We start from the raw sequence: 15,545 nt of genomic DNA on the forward strand, positions 1-15,545 counted from the left end.
AAACCGGGCTCCGCGCGATGCGCTTAATGCAGTTTCGCGGTCATTCGTCTGATGGTCGCATCGAGCAGGGCCATGGTGGCATCCCTGCTTGCCGCGGACAGGGCTGACATTCCGACCTCTCCACGACCTGCACTCGCGGTTTCCAGGACTTCATAATAGGCCAAGTCGCGTTTCGGCCCGCTGGCCTCACCCTTGAGCGCGCTGATCGCCTCGATAATGCCGGTGTATTCTCCTGCGTCGACGAGGGCGCGGGCTTTCTTCAGAATACCGAGAACTGTTGTCTGGCTGTCCATATCGTGATGCCCCTTGCGCAGCCGGTTCTCTGTTTATGAATCCTGGCTGCCCTCGAAGCATGAGCGAAATAGGGTTTCCCCGCAAGCACATGGCACGCAGGCCACGTGCGGCGTCTCACCTCATCCGGAACCGGCGGGCGTCATGAAGCCGGAGGCGGCTCATCTCCGAAGACGGAACGGCCGCCATAGCTGTGCGACTTCGCCCGTTCCCCCTTCAGCAGCTCGTCGAAACCGGGACCGCCGGCAACACGCTCCAGGGAACGCGCCTGGTCATCGAGCCGCTTCAGGGCAAAAAGCTCTTCCTGCTGTCCGAGCTTTGCCTTCTGAACGGCGGATTTCAGAACCCGGATGGTTTCGTCATACACGCGAACCGGCACCGGGAAGGGATGCCGGTCCTTTCCGCCATGGGCGAAGGAAAACCGCGCCGGATCACTGAACCGGCACGGCGCGCCGTGAACCACCTCGGCCACCATGGCCAGTGCTTCGACCGTGCGAGGACCCACGCCGGGGGTCAGCAGAAGGTCGGGAAAATCCTCAGGCCCGCGATCCGCAGCCGCCGCCAGACTGCCGTGCAGACGGCGCAGCACCACATCCTTCGGCCGAACGTCGTGATGCTCGGGCATGATGAGATGAGGCAGCAGAGGCTGTGGCGCGGGCTCCACCTCCCTCTCGCTCAGCGCCAGGAACCGCCGCGCGACGCCATCGGGCCCAATTGTGCCTAGGACGTCGATCTGGGCTCGGCGTGAGGCCTCGGCCCGCCGGTCCGTCAAATTGACGATCTCCCCCTGCCCGATCCCGTCGATGCCCGAATGTGGCTCGTCGACGAAGCTCTTGAGATCCTCCGACAGCCAGTGATAGCGGCGGGCCTGCCGGCGCGCGTCGTTCATGCCCTGCTGAACCACGGCCCATTTTCCGTCGTCCGTGACGATGAAGCCGTGGAGATAGAGATCGAACCCATCCTGGATCGCGGCGCTGTCGACCTTGGCGACCAGGCGGCTCGCCTTCGCCAGAACCGAGCCGTCGAAGCCCACGCGCTCACCGATGGAAACCAGCTCCTGCGGCGTCTGTCGCGAATGGCGCCCCCGCCCGCCGCAGACATGGATGCCGAGTTCCTGCGACAGCGGCGTGAGGCCGCGCTTCAGGGCCCCGATCACGCTGGTGGTGATGCCGGACGAGTGCCAGTCCATCCCCATAACGGCTCCGAAGGACTGGAACCAGAAAGGATGCGCCAGACGACGCAGCAATTCGTCGCGGCCGTAATGATGGACGATGGCCTCGCTCATGACGGCGCCGAGGCGCGTCATGCGGTCCGCCAGCCATTTGGGCACATGCCCGCTGTGCAGCGGCAGGTCCGCACTTCCTGCTTTTCTCGCCATGAGGGGTAAGGCCCTTCGCCAGGTCTCGCGATCCGATGTGACGTACCAGAGCTAAGACTAGGCGTTCTTCAGATCAAGCGTGCTCTCTCGCCCAAGTGCCTCGAAGTTCTCCGCCAGCCAATGGCGGGCGGAGGATCGGCCCAGATCCTTCAGCGTTTTGAAGAAGTCCCATCGCGCATTGAGGCGCGATGACGCAGCATAGGCATCGAGCGCGGCGCCCCCATGAATGCGGTGCATCAGCACCCGCTTGTAATCGTCCGTCGAGAGCTTTCCCTCGTCGATCAACCGCCTGACGAAGCCGATGGCGCGCAGTTCATAGAGGAGGTTCGCGTTGAAGGTGATCTCGGTCAACCTGCTCTGAATTTCCTGTGCCGTGCGCGGTGTGGTCCGGCGCTCGACGGGATTGATCTGAACCAGCACGATGTCGTCGGATTCCGCTTCGTAGAAGATCGGAAAGAGCGCGGGATTTCCCGTATAGCCACCATCCCAATAAGGCTCTCCATCGATCTCCACCGCCTTGAAGACCGTCGGCAGGCACGCGGAGGCCAGGACATGGTCGACCGTCAATTCGGGGGCCGAGAAGACATGGATCTTTCCGGTCCAGACATTGGTCGCCGAGATGAAGAGCTTCGTCTCTCTGCACTCCCTGACGCGCTCGAAATTGATCAACGCGTCGAGCGCATCCCGCAACGGATTGATGTCCAGCGGGTTCAGGTCATAGGGGCTCGTGACATTGGCCCATGCTCCCGTCCAGAGTTCCGTGGAAGCCCGAGCGCCGCTCCAATAGCTCAGGAAGTGATCGAACAGGGAGCGCTGAATGGGCGAAAGCACGCCATCGAGGCTGACACGCTTCCAGAACTGCCGCAGTTGCTTCCGAGCGCCGTCACGGCCGCCCTCCAGCCAGCCCTCCACGAGGACGACCGCATTCATGGCCCCGGCGCTTGCGCCCGTAATGGCCTCGATGGCCAATCGACCATCCTCCAGCAGGTAATCCAGGACACCCCAGGTGAAGGCCCCGTGCGCTCCGCCCCCTTGCAGGGCGAGCGAAACGGTCTTCTCGGCATTAGGCCCGACCAGACCGAGGAGCTTTCCGGATTGCTTCGCCACACGCCCCGTCATCCCGACCTCCTGCTCTCCTGCCTACGCAGGTTTTTAGCACAGGTCGGGCACGGGGGTGCAGAGGAAGCTCATCACCTCAAACGCCGCATGTCGGCCATGACGGCGCGGGCGGCATTATGACCCGGCGCACCCGTGACGCCGCCGCCGGGATGCGTCCCGGCGCCGCACATATAGAGCCCCGTGATCGGCGCGCGGTAATCCGCATGCCCCAGCATCGGGCGCGCGCTGAAGATCTGGTCGAGGGTCAGGGCGCCATGGAAGATATCGCCGCCAATCAGGCCGAAGGTGCGCTCGAGGTCGAGCGGGCTCATGATCTGCCGGCCGATGACGCTGTCCTTGAAGCCGGGGGCATACCGGTCGACGGTGGCGATCATCAGATCGGCCACCTCCTCGCGGTGATCGTCCCAGGAGCGCCTGTCCGAGAGCTGCGGCTGCACATGCTGGCAGAACAGGCTCGCCACATGCATGCCAGGAGGCGCAAGGCTGTCGTCGAGCGTCGAAGGGATCAGCATTTCGACGATCGGCTCGCGGCTCCATCCCAGCCGCTTCGCATCGTCATAGGCGCGGTCCATATAGGCGAGCGACGGGGCGATGATGATGCCGGCGGTGTGATGATCCGCGACCTCGCGCCCGGGCAGCGCCGTGAAGCTCGGCAGCGCCGAGAGCGCCACGTTCATCCGGAACGTGCCGGAGCCCGATTTCCACCGGCGCATGCGGCTCAGGAAGTCAGCCGGAAGGGCATCTTCGGGCACTAGCCTGTCGAACAGCAGCTTCGGATGAACATTGCCCGCCACGGCGCGTGCGCGGATCGTGCGTCCGTCCTTCAGGACGATCCCGGCCGCCCTGCCCTTTTCGACGATCACTTCCCGCACAGGCGCATTGGTTTCAATCTCGACGCCACGCTCGCGCGCGGCCTTCGCCATGGCCTGCGTGATCGCCCCCATGCCGCCGATGGCGTGCCCCCATGCGCCCTTCTTCCCGTTCACCTCGCCGAAGACGTGGTGGAGCAGCACATAGGCGGTGTTCGGCGTGTACGGGCTCGCGAAGTTGCCGACGATGGCATCGAAGCCGAAGACCGCCTTCACGCAATCGGTGTCGAACCATCCGTCCAGATAATCGCCCGCCGATTTGGCGAACAGGTCGAGCAGGGCCCGCCGGTTCGCCATCGACAGGCTGCGCAGGCGGTTGCCTGTCAGCAGGGCCCGCCATCCTTCCGTCAGCGCCGCCCGCAGGCCACCGGCGACCAGGTTCGGAGGCTGCTGGAGAACGAGGTCGCGCAGCACGTCTGCAATGGCGTCGATTTCATTGGAATAGGCTTCATAGCGCTCCGCATCCTTGGCGCTGAAGCGCGCGATCTCGGAGCGCGTCACGCCCTCCCCGATCTTCAGGTACTGATCGTTCGGAAGCGGCAGGAAGTTCGACAGGCGGCGCTCGACGACCTTCAGGCCGTGGCGGGGCAGATCGAGATCGCGGATGATCTTGGGATTGAGCAGACTGACGGTGTAGGAGGCGACCGAATTGCGGAATCCGGGATGGAACTCCTCGGTCACGGCCGCTCCGCCGACGACGGGGCGCTGCTCGAAGACCTTTACCTTGTATCCGGCCGCCGCGAGATAATAGGCACAGACGAGCCCGTTGTGCCCCGCTCCGATGACGACGACATCACAATCGTTGGCCACGCACGCACTCCACGAATGATACTATCTTAATCCTTGAGACCAGCTCAGTGAAGGATCTGGCTCAGGAACATCTGGGCCCGCAGCTCCTTGGGGTTGGAGAAGAACTCGGACGGCGTGCCCTGTTCGACGATTTCCCCGCGATCCATGAACACGACCCGATCCGCGACCTGGCGCGCGAAACCCATTTCGTGGGTGACGACCGCCATGGTCATGCCCTCGCCCGCCAGCTGCGTCATGGTGTCGAGCACCTCCTTGACCATCTCGGGGTCGAGAGCCGAGGTCGGCTCGTCGAACAGCATGATGTCGGGCTGCATGGACAGAGCCCGCGCGATCGCCACGCGCTGCTGCTGGCCGCCGGAGAGCTGCGCGGCGTACTTGTGAGCCTGATCCGGAATGCGAACCTTGTCCAGATAGTACAACGCCCTCTCCTGGGCCTCCTTGGGTGAAACGCCGCGCACCAGACGCAGGGCCAGGGTGCAGTTCTCCAGCACCGTGAGGTGGGGAAAGAGGTTGAACTGCTGGAACACCATACCGACCCGTTTCCGCACGGCTTCCACCGCCTCGGGCTTACGCGTCAGCTCGATGCCGTCGACGACGATTTGCCCTTCCTGGAAGCTCTCGAGCGCATTGACGGTCCGAATGAGCGTCGATTTTCCAGACCCAGACGGGCCGCAGATCACGAGCTTCTCGCCGCGGGCGATGGTGAGATCGACGTCTTTAAGCGCCTGAAAGCTGCCGTACCATTTCGACAGGTTTCTGATCTGAACGGCGGCAACGGCTCCATCCATCTCGGGTGCCGTTTCGACGAGAGTGAGCTTTCTCCTCTGGATCACGACCGCATCTCCTCTCTCACGGGACTGGTTTCAACCACGCCGCTCGTCATCGGGTCTGGGCCTTGTTGAAGCGGCGCTCGATGCGCGCCTGGATCAGCTCCAGAACGATCGACAGGATCCAATAGATCAGCGAGGCCGTGATCATCATCTCCACGTGACGGAACTCGGTCTGACCCTGGGTGCGGGCGAGATACATCAGCTCCCACACGCCGACCACCGACACCAGCGAGCTGTCTTTGAGCATGGAGATGAACTGGTTGCCGGTCGGCGGAATGATGATGCGCATGGCCTGGGGAAGAATGATGCGCGTCAACGTATCCTTCGGCTTCAGACCCAAAGCCCGCGAGGCCTCCCATTGGCCTTTGGGAATGCTCTCGATGCCGGCGCGGAAGATCTCGGTCATGTAGGCGCCGTAGCAGAGAGACAGCGCCAGGATGCCGGCAGGCACGGCATCAATGACATATCCGAGCTGCGGCAGGCCCAGATAGATCATGTAGATCTGCATCAGCAGAGGAAGGCCGCGAAAGAGAGAGGTATAAAAGTTCGCGATGCCGAGCGCGATGCCATTGGAAGACAGTTTGGCGACGGCCCCGATCATCGCCAGGACGGAGGCGATAACGATGGAAATGGCCGAGACATACAGGGTCGTCACAAGGCCCTGCGTGAGGAGAAATCCGATCTTCCGACGGATGAACTCGAAGCTGAGATCGAAGGAATAGAAGAACAGCAGAACGAGAAGGGCGAGCTCGGCCCAGACCACGTAGACCTGATGCTTGAGGCTCAGCCGCATCACCACGGCGACATTGAGCGCGACGATCGCGGTCACGATGACAGCTACGACCAGGTTCGCCGCCAACGGCGAACCGTCCGCAAGACCGAAGAGCCCCGCCAGCGCCTTGCCAAGCGAGGTCGCACCCGCCTGCGTGTAAAGAAGAAGGCCGAACAGGACGGCAAGACCCGGACCATAGACCGATGGCCGCGACAGCAGCCTGGGGTAATCAACGTTATCGGCGTAATGCATCGGACCTCCCCTTCCCAAACCTCATGACGCTTGCTGCATCGGCTCTACAGCACCGGATGTGGATGCGACTGCTCGTCCGACGCTTGCGGTTCCAGCTTTTCGAGCATCGTGCCACCCAAACCGGCGCCCATGTTTTCGCTCGGTGTCCTAGGTCGACTTCCGCTCCCGGAGGAAGTCAGACGCCTGATAGGCCCAGTAGGTCAGCTGGACGGCCGCGCGTCCGGCGATCCAGCCGTTCCAGGCGAGGCCGAACGGAGCAAACAGCTTGTAACGGTCGCTCTCGCCCGTGATCGCCTCGGCGATCACGCGCCCGCCGATCGAGGTCGTATTGAGTCCGTGGCCGCCGAAGGCCGTGCAATACCAGACCCCCGGCTGCAGGCGGCCGATCTGGGGCATCATGTGCCGGGCATAGGACATGAGCCCTGACCAGACGATCTCGACATCCAGGTCCTTCAACTGCGGATAGGTGGAGACCATCGTCTCGTGGAGCAAGCGGCCGAGCAGACGCGGTTCGGTCGTGCGGGTCGTGATCTTGCCGCCCCAGAGAATGCGCTCGCCCCCATCGACCACCCGATAATAATCGCCGGCGCGACGGTCGTCGCCGATGGCCGCGTCGGTGCGGATGGCGCTCGCGATCAGCTCACGATTGGGCTTCGTCAGCATCACATAGGTGGCGATCGGCAGATAGCTGCGCTTGAGCTGCGGCACGAGGCTACCCGTGTAACCGCCCGACGCGATGACAAGATGATCAGCTTCGACGGATCCGCGGGCGGTCTTTGCAACCTTGGTTGCACCGTTCAGTGCCGTCTCGACGACGGCGGATCCTTCGTAGACAGCCCCGCCGAGCCGCTCGATTTCCGTGGCGAGCGCCCGCGCATAGTTCAGAGGGTGAAAATGGAAGGCGTTGGGGTCGAACAGAGCCTGATAGTAGCGCGGAGATACGAGCATCTGCCGCACCTCGTCCCGACTCTTGAACTCGACCTTGTAACCGAACTCTTTGTCCAGCCAGTCGCGATGAGCCTTGAGGCCATCCGTCGCCTCGTAGCGAACGGCTCCCATGATGCCGTGGGTCGGCTCGGCGTCCTGAATGGCGAGGGTATGAACGTTCTTGAGAACGGCCTCAGCGCCTTCGATCGAGAGGCGGTGAAGCTCTTTTGCATGGTCGGCGCCGACCATGCGCTGAATGTTCTTGTAGCGAGCGGCCCAACCCGGGCTCACGAACCCGCCGTTGCGGCCCGAGGCTCCCCACGCAATGCGGTTCGCTTCCAGAACGCAGACCTTGCGGCCCTTGCGGGCCAGTTCGAGAGCCGTCGTCAGGCCTGCCAATCCCCCACCCACGACACAGACATCGACCTTGATGCCTCCTTCGAGAGCCGGTCTTTGGACGGCGTCCGGTCCGAGCGCTCGACGATAATAGGTTTCGATGTAAGACATGTTCGTTCGTGTCGTATTGCGGATGGGAAATGGATCGGAAGAGCGTCGCTTTTACTTGCTGTAATCGCTGCCGTACCACTTGGTGGTCAGCTTGCTCAAGGTGCCGTCGTCCTTCATGGCCTGAATGATGCCGCCGAGCTTGGCGGTCCATTCCGGATCACCCTTGTCGGTGACCACCACGAGCGGCTCCTTGAAGGCGGATTCGCCCGGAAGGATCTTGACGGGATACTTGTTCTTGATTGCATTCTGCGCGGTCTGCTCGGGCGCGATCACCGCATGAATGCGCACGCCGTCCCCCAGCCGCAGATCGTCGAAGGGCAGCATCGAGTCGGCATAAGTCTTCACCTCGCCGGGCGTGAGCGTGTACTGGATCGGCGCTATGCCGGGAGCGTCGATCTCGAGACGGCGATTGATGTAATCCTCGGAGGTCGTACCCGTCTCGACGCCGATTTTCTTGCCGTTGAGATCGTCGCGCGAGGCGGCCTTGCTGTCCTTGTGCACCACGAAGACGTAGGGGCTGTAATAGTAGATGCCCGCGAAATCGATGACCTGGGCTCGCGCCTTCGTCGGCGTAATCGACCCGATGGCCACATCGAACCGGCCATGCCAGCGGCCGCCGGTCATGACGTTCCATTCCGGAGTCTCGAAGCTCACCTTCACGCCCAGGCGCTTGGCGATCTCGTTCGCCACATCAACGTCGAAGCCGACGAGCTTGTTGTTGTCGTCGAGATAGCTCTGAGGAGGCCACCCGCTGTTGGTCGCGACCTTCATCTCGCCGGCCTTCGTGACGCTATCCATCGTCGGACCGGCCTGAGCCGCCGCGCCGAAAGCCGAGACGAATCCCAGCGCCATCATTGTCCCAAGAAAGCGCTTACGCATTCTTCATCTTCCCTCTTCTGGTGATTGGTTCGAAAGGCGATAGGTTGTTCCTATTTCTTGGAGCCGCAGCTCACGCCCGATTGGCCGGGCGTCAAAAAGGGCCTGCGCCGCATCATGCGAGGACGATCGTGCGAACTGGTGCGATCAAGGTCCTGGAGCAGTCCCGGAAATCAGCGCAGCACGAATGCCGGCAGCAAACGGCCGCCGCCATCCGCATGAAATGCGCACTCACCGGCAGGCTTGAAGAGTTCATGTCATGGCCGTCCAGCACGATGCCCAGCGAACCGCGCACGCTACTCAGCACGTGACATACGAAAAATTCTTCAGGATGTTTAGAAACTTAGCCATAGAAGCCTCCCTAGGGCACTTCCACCCTTATTGTTGTCTGACAGCAGACGATTAATCCCTTTTGCTGTCAAGTCTACTGACGTAGGGGAGCTCGCACGATCAACGGCGCGCCGGGATCGGATCACGAAGGGCCAGCGTAGCCGGGGAGTGAATTGTTGTTCCCTCCCAGCCGGAACATTTGGTCTCGTGCGGCTGTTGGGGAGAACAGCGCGAGATCCCTTGCATTGATGTCGCCCCAGGAGCCCCCCATGGCTGAAGATCGCTCCCTTGCCGTCGTCACCGGAGCCTCCACGGGCATCGGCTATGAGTTGGCGAAATGCTGCGCCGAGAACGGCTTCGACCTCGTCGTCGCGGCGGATGAGCCGAGGATCGCGGAAGCCGCCGAGGACTTCCGCAAGCTCGGCGCCAGGGTGGAGCCGGTGCAGGCCGATCTGGCGACCCTGGAGGGTGTGGACGAGCTCTACCGCGCCATCGGCGCGCTGAACCGTCCCGTCGACGCGCTTCTGGCGAATGCCGGCCGAGGTTTGGGCAAGGCTTTTCTCGACCAAGACTTCAACGAGGTCCGGGATGTGATCGACACGAACATTACCGGCACCTTGTATCTGATCCAGAAAGTCGGCCGCGACATGAGGTCCCGCAATGCCGGACGGATCCTGATCACCGGATCGATCGCCGGCTTCATCCCGGGAAGCTTCCAGGCTGCCTACAACGGCAGCAAGGCCTTTCTGGACTCCTTCTCGTTTGCGCTCCGCAACGAACTGAAAGACACCAACATCACGGTGACCTGCCTGATGCCAGGCGCGACCGAGACCGAGTTCTTCGAACGCGCCGACATGACGGATACCCAGGTGGGCCAATCCAAGAAGGACGACCCGGCCGACGTGGCCAAGACCGGCTTCGAGGCCATGATGAAGGGCGAAGGCGACGTCGTGACGGGGCTGAAGAACAAGCTCATGACCGCCATCGCCGCGGTGACTCCCGCAGGAATATTGGCCGAGCAGCATCGGAGAATGGCCGAGCCCGGCTCCGGCGGAACATAAGGGCAGCGCCCGGTCTCGCTGTCCGCTCTTTAATCCGCGTGAACCCTGAGAGTTTGACAGAGGAGTTCCGATCGCGAGGGCACTTGCCGAGGAGCGGCTCCTCCGGGGCTCTAAGGTTAGCGGAGCGATGCAGGTCCTGCCCGGTCGAGGACCGGCGGACGGGGCCTGCAACAAAACCGACAATCTCGCGTTTGACCTTCGTTTTCGTTCGCGGTGTCACATCTTCTTTCAGGTTCTCTTCACGCTGAAAACGAACTTCCGTCACGAAGAGGCGGCACCCTGCATCACCGCCACTTGGCTCAGGGGAACACAGCAATGTCAGATGATGGAAAGGTCGTCCGCCTTCAGGTTGCCAATGCAAGGCCGGGTGACGCAGGTCGCGGCATTGCCCGCATGAGCCGGCAGGTTCTGGCGGCTTTGGGATTGCAGGAAGGCCAGGCCATCGAGATCATCGGCAAACGACACACGGCGGCGCTTGCCGTGGCGCCCTATGCGGAAGACGAAGGCCTGAACATCGTTCGCCTCGACGGCTTGCAGCGTGTCAATGCGGGCGTCAGCGGCGGAGACTTCGTGGAAATCAAACCGGCCGAAGCCCGCCCCGCCACCCGGATCGTGCTCGCCCCGGCGCAGAAGGGGCTGCGTCTCCAGGGCTCGGGCGATGCCCTGCGGCGCACCTTCCATTACCGGCCTCTCGCAGCCGGAGACGTGATCTCGACCTCGGTGTACTCCCCGCACGCGGCCGATCAGAGACTTCCCGAGGAACTGCGCGGCCTGTTGAACATCCCCGCCTACGGTCTTCAGGAAATCCGCCTCGTCGTCGTCTCGACGCAGCCGCGCGGCATTGTTCAGGTCACGGCGGAAACCGAGATCGAGCTGCGTCCGCAATTCGAGGAACCGAAGGAGGCGCGGCGCGCGGACGTCACCTATGACGATATCGGCGGCCTCGGGAACACCGTCGATCAGGTGCGCGAGATGGTCGAATTGCCGCTTCGCCATCCCGAGCTCTTTCAACGGCTCGGCATCGATCCGCCAAAGGGCGTTTTGCTCTACGGCCCTCCTGGCACCGGCAAGACGCTCCTCGCGCGCGCCGTCGCCAACGAAACCGAGGCCCAGTTCTTTCACATCGCCGGCCCGGAAATCATGGGCCGCCATTACGGCGAGTCCGAGCAGCGCCTGAGGCAGGTTTTCCAGGAGGCCCAGCAGAACGCGCCGGCGATCATCTTCATCGACGAGATCGACAGCATTGCTCCCAAGCGCGAGGAGGTGACCGGAGAGGTCGAGCGGCGCATCGTGGCCCAGCTGCTCACGCTCATGGACGGGCTCGAGCCTCGCCAGAACATCGTCGTGATCGGCGCGACGAACCGCCGCGAAGCGATCGACGAGGCGCTTCGCAGACCCGGACGTTTCGATCGGGAGATCGTGATCGGCGTTCCTGACGAGTCCGGACGGCGGGAGGTTCTCGCGATTCACACGCGCGGCATGCCGCTTGCCGAGGACGTGAACCTGGATGAGATCGCCCGGACCACTTATGGCTTCGTCGGCGCGGATCTTTCAGCCCTCGCCCGCGAGGCCGCGATGGATTCGCTGCGCCGGATCCTGCCGGATATCAACCTCAAGGAAGGCATCCCGTCCGAGGTGCTGGAGAATCTGCGCGTTACGCGACAGGACTTTCAGAATGCCCTCAAGCGGATCCAGCCCTCCGCCTTGCGCGAGATCATGATCCAGGTCCCCAATGTCACCTGGGACGACATCGGAGGCGTCGACGAAGCCAGAACGCGCCTGCGCGAAGGCGTCGAGCTTCCGCTCAAGAGCCCGGAATCGTTCCGCCGGCTCGGGATCCGGCCTGCCAAGGGTTTCCTGCTGTTCGGCCCGCCCGGCACCGGCAAGACCCTGCTCGCCAAGGCGGTTGCGCGAGAAGCCCAGGCGAATTTCGTGGCGACGAAGTCCTCGGATCTTCTCTCGAAATGGTATGGCGAGTCGGAGCAGCAGGTGTCCCGCCTGTTCGCCCGCGCCCGTCAGGTCGCGCCGACCGTCATCTTCATCGACGAGATCGACTCCCTGGCCCCCGTGCGCGGCGGCGGGCTTGGAGAGCCCGCCGTCACGGAGCGCGTGGTCAATACGATCCTCGCCGAGATGGATGGGCTCGAGGAGCTGCAGGGCGTCGTCGTGATGGCGGCGACCAACAGGCCCAACCTGATCGACCCCGCCCTTCTGCGCCCGGGGCGCTTCGACGAACTGATTTACGTTCCGGTTCCCGACGCACAGGGACGCCGGCATATCCTCGGAATTCATACCAAGGCCATGCCCCTGGACCCGAACGTGGATCTCGATGTCGTGGCGGAACGCACAACCCGCTTCACGGGAGCCGATCTCGAAGACCTCACCCGGAGAGCCGGCCTGTTCGCCTTACGGGAATCCCTGCAGGCCCAGACAGTCACCATGGCCCATTTCGAGCAGGCCCTGCGGGATACGCGCCCGTCCGTCACGCCCGAGATGGAGCGCGAATACGAGGATATGCTGCGCACGTTGAAGCAGGAGGGGCCGCAGCGGCAGTCGATCGGCTTTCTGCCCCTGGCGCGGGCGGCCGAATGACGTAAGGTAATCGTCCAGGCCGGAGGACCGTGCCCTCCGGCCCGCCATTTACGAGGTAGCGCCGGCCCGCTACAAGGTCGCTTCTCGTTTCGCAAACTGGATCGCGCCCCATGGCTACGAGCGTTACCGACCGCTTTCTCCGTTACGTCGTCATCGACACTCAATCCGATGCGTCGTCCTCGTCCCAGCCGTCGACGGAAAAGCAGAAGAATCTCGGCCGCCTGCTCGTCGAGGAACTTCTCGAAATCGGCGTGTCCGATGCCCATCTCGACGAGCACGGCTATGTCTATGCGACCATTCCGGCGAATACGCCCAAGGCCAATGTGCCCGTCATCTGCTTCTGCGCACATATGGATACGGCGCCGGATTTCAGCGGCACCAACGTCAAGCCGCAGATCGTCAGGAATTATCAGGGGGGCGACATCCGGCTTCCGGGCCACCCCGATCAGGTCATTCGCGTCGCCGACCATCCCGTTCTGAAGGACCTGATCGGCAACGACATCGTCACCTCGGACGGCACCACCCTCCTCGGCGCCGACGACAAGGCGGGCATTGCCGAGATCGTGGCGGCGGCCGAGCACCTGATCAACAACCCCGACATCAAGCACGGCACGATCCGCATCCTCTTCACCACGGACGAGGAGATCGGGCGCGGGGTCGACAAGGTGGATTTCCGGAAGCTGGGCGCCGATTTCGGCTACACGATGGACGGCGAAACGGCCGGCACAATCGAGGACGAAACCTTCTCCGCCGATGCGGTGGAGATCGCCATCACAGGCGTCGCGATCCATCCGGGCTTCGCTTATGGCAAGATGGAAAACGCGATCAGGATCGCCGGCGCGATCCTCGACCGCCTTCCCAAAAACATGGCCCCCGAGACGACCAAGGACCGTGACGGCTTCATCCATCCGACAGCTGTGTCCGGCGTCTTGGAAAAGGCCCGCCTGAACTTCATCATCCGCGACTTCACGGAAGAGGGTCTCAAGAGCAAGGAGGCGCTGCTGGAAGAGATCACCAAAGAGGTGATGGTGAAATATCCAGGCTCCCGCTACACGTTCACCGTGAAGGAGCAGTACCGCAACATGAAGGTCGTGCTCGACCGGCATCCGGAAATCGTCGAGTATGCTGTCGAGGCCATCAGGCGAGCTGGAATGACGCCGATCCGCGGCAGCATTCGTGGCGGCACGGATGGCTCGAGACTCTCTTTCATGGGACTGCCCTGCGCCAATATCTTCGCAGGCGGGCACGCCTTCCACTCCCCGCTGGAATTCGTCAGCAGCCAGGACATGGACAAGGCCGTGACGACCATCGTCGAACTTGCAAGGCTCTGGGAAGAGCGCGCCCAATAAACGGATCGATCTCTCCCGCCCCCCCATATGTCCACGCACCGGCGGCCGTAGGCGAAGCCTCGCGGCCGCATGGTGATGGTCTGCAAGCCCGTTGACTCGCCCATATGCATAACTAAGTTGTGGTCATGCGGGGATTCCGCATAACCACCGGTTATTCATGAACCTTCATTCGCTCAGAATCTTCAGCGCCGTTGCACGGCATCGAAGCTTTTCCCGTGCAGCCGAAGCGCTGCATATCAGCCAGCCCGCCGTGTCGAAGGCGGTTCGCGAGTTTGAGACCCAGCTCGGCGTCTCCCTGTTGGACCGAGGGCCGAAGGGGGTTCATCTGACGGAGGCCGGGCGCCTCCTGGTCAAGCATGCGCGGGATTTGTTCGCCGCCGAGCAATCGGCCCTTGAGAGTCTCGATGCGCTGCGCGGGCTGCAGCAGGGAACGCTGCGCATCGGAGCTTCGACGACAATCGCGACCCACTTCCTTCCACCTCTGCTGGGCGCCTTCTATCGCATGCATCCGGCCGTCGAGCTTCGGCTGACCAGCGCCAATACGTCGACGATCGCAGACCTGCTGCTTCAGCGTGACCTGGATGTGGCGCTCGTCGAAGGACCCGTTGACTCCACTGACCTCATCGCCAAGCCATGGCGTGAGGACGAACTGGTGCTCATCGCAGCGATCGAGCACCCTCTTGCCGGCCGGAAGCAGCGCGTGCGAATAAGCGATCTTGCGGAAGAAACCATCGTCATGCGTGAACGGGGCTCCGGCACGCGTGACGTGGCATGGGAGGCACTTCTTGCAACCGGATGGACTCCGCGACGGATCCTGGAAGTCAGCAGCAACGAGGCGATTACGAGAGTGGTCGCGGCGGGTCTCGGCGTCGGCATCGTCTCGGCTGCCGTCGCGGCCGACCACCTAGCGCTCGGCCGATTGAACATTCTCCCGGTGCAGGGCCTGACCATCCGCCGTTCATTGACCCGGCTGTTCATTCCCGACCGCCAGCCGAGCCCGGCCACCGCCGCCTTCAACGCATTGCTCGACGGCGGCATCCGATGAAGGTTCGCATTCCGATCGTGTCCTTCCTCTCCTGAAGGGCGTGTCGTCGCCTCATGCCGTTTCGCCCGGACTGCACTCGGAAGATTCGCTCCTGACCTGCTGCTGTCGAGCCTGGATAGTTGTGATGGCGATCATGTGGAAGACGTCGTCGGGGCTGCAGCCGCGGGAGAGATCGTTGGCGGGCTTGGCCAGCCCCTGCAGAATGGGCCCGATCGCGGTCGCGCCGCCGATCCGCTGCGCGATCTTGTAGCCGATATTGGCCGCCTCGAGCGAGGGAAACACCAGCACGTTGGCCGCGCCCTGCGTCACCGAGCCCGGCGCCTTGACCGCATTGACCGCCGCCACGAACGCCGCATCGAACTGCAGCTCGCCGTCGATCAGCAGCCCCGGATCCGCCGCCTTGACCAGCCGCAGCGCCTCCACCACCTTGCTCACCCGCTCGTGCCGTGCGCTGCCCTGGGTCGAGAACGACAGCAGCGCCACCTTCGCCCGCTCCCCCGTCAGCGCCTCGTACGAGCCCGCCGAGGCCTGCGCGAT

13 protein-coding genes are annotated in these 15,545 nt (G+C 63.1%); 4 read left to right on the plus strand and 9 right to left on the minus strand.

Annotated features, from left to right (window positions below; all coding sequences use genetic code 11):
* Positions 1-23 precede the first annotated feature (23 nt).
* The 8 genes from ACS5Q0_RS03770 to ACS5Q0_RS03805 form a co-directional block, all read right to left on the minus strand.
* Entirely contained in the window at positions 24-293 is a 270-nt protein-coding gene (locus ACS5Q0_RS03770; protein WP_473125259.1) for a hypothetical protein, read from the minus strand.
* Positions 294-433: 140 nt separating this feature from the next.
* Complete coding sequence (locus tag ACS5Q0_RS03775; protein ID WP_473125260.1) at positions 434-1,669, minus strand: DUF763 domain-containing protein; 1,236 nt, start codon at positions 1,667-1,669, stop codon at positions 434-436.
* Between the two features lie 57 nt (positions 1,670-1,726).
* Positions 1,727-2,788 (minus strand): patatin-like phospholipase family protein, encoded by a 1,062-nt coding sequence (locus ACS5Q0_RS03780; RefSeq protein WP_473125261.1) that lies wholly within the window; start codon positions 2,786-2,788, stop codon positions 1,727-1,729.
* A 71-nt stretch (positions 2,789-2,859) separates the two neighbouring features.
* On the minus strand, positions 2,860-4,467 hold the full coding sequence (locus ACS5Q0_RS03785) for a phytoene desaturase family protein (protein WP_473125262.1): 1,608 nt from the start codon (positions 4,465-4,467) through the stop codon (positions 2,860-2,862).
* Between the two features lie 44 nt (positions 4,468-4,511).
* Positions 4,512-5,255 carry an amino acid ABC transporter ATP-binding protein gene (locus tag ACS5Q0_RS03790; RefSeq protein WP_473125278.1) on the minus strand — a complete coding sequence of 248 codons (744 nt, stop codon included), beginning with the start codon at positions 5,253-5,255 and terminating at the stop codon, positions 4,512-4,514.
* A 91-nt stretch (positions 5,256-5,346) separates the two neighbouring features.
* The gene (locus ACS5Q0_RS03795; protein ID WP_473125263.1) at positions 5,347-6,321 is read right to left on the minus strand and encodes an amino acid ABC transporter permease; all 975 of its coding nucleotides are present in this window, start codon (positions 6,319-6,321) and stop codon (positions 5,347-5,349) included.
* Positions 6,322-6,468: 147 nt separating this feature from the next.
* The gene (locus tag ACS5Q0_RS03800) at positions 6,469-7,755 is read right to left on the minus strand and encodes an NAD(P)/FAD-dependent oxidoreductase (protein ID WP_473125264.1); all 1,287 of its coding nucleotides are present in this window, start codon (positions 7,753-7,755) and stop codon (positions 6,469-6,471) included.
* Between the two features lie 51 nt (positions 7,756-7,806).
* Positions 7,807-8,634 (minus strand): transporter substrate-binding domain-containing protein, encoded by an 828-nt coding sequence (locus tag ACS5Q0_RS03805; protein WP_473125265.1) that lies wholly within the window; start codon positions 8,632-8,634, stop codon positions 7,807-7,809.
* A gap of 596 nt (positions 8,635-9,230) precedes the next feature.
* Between ACS5Q0_RS03805 and ACS5Q0_RS03810 the strand changes: the two genes are divergently transcribed.
* From ACS5Q0_RS03810 to ACS5Q0_RS03825, 4 genes are all read left to right on the plus strand, one after another.
* Positions 9,231-10,022 carry an SDR family NAD(P)-dependent oxidoreductase gene (locus ACS5Q0_RS03810; RefSeq protein ID WP_473125266.1) on the plus strand — a complete coding sequence of 264 codons (792 nt, stop codon included), beginning with the start codon at positions 9,231-9,233 and terminating at the stop codon, positions 10,020-10,022.
* Between the two features lie 315 nt (positions 10,023-10,337).
* The gene (locus ACS5Q0_RS03815) at positions 10,338-12,614 is read left to right on the plus strand and encodes a CDC48 family AAA ATPase (RefSeq protein ID WP_473125267.1); all 2,277 of its coding nucleotides are present in this window, start codon (positions 10,338-10,340) and stop codon (positions 12,612-12,614) included.
* Between the two features lie 110 nt (positions 12,615-12,724).
* Positions 12,725-13,963 (plus strand): peptidase T, encoded by a 1,239-nt coding sequence (gene pepT / locus ACS5Q0_RS03820; protein ID WP_473125268.1) that lies wholly within the window; start codon positions 12,725-12,727, stop codon positions 13,961-13,963.
* Between the two features lie 157 nt (positions 13,964-14,120).
* Positions 14,121-15,008: a LysR substrate-binding domain-containing protein gene (locus tag ACS5Q0_RS03825; protein WP_473125269.1), complete on the plus strand. Its 888-nt coding sequence runs from the start codon at positions 14,121-14,123 to the stop codon at positions 15,006-15,008.
* 51 nt (positions 15,009-15,059) lie between these two features.
* On the opposite strand, the gene ACS5Q0_RS03830 is transcribed toward ACS5Q0_RS03825, so the two are convergent.
* The coding region (locus tag ACS5Q0_RS03830; RefSeq protein WP_473125270.1) for a phosphate acyltransferase at positions 15,060-15,545 on the minus strand (486 nt) is incomplete at its 5' end.

Source organism: Microvirga sp. HS2, assembly GCF_055792805.1.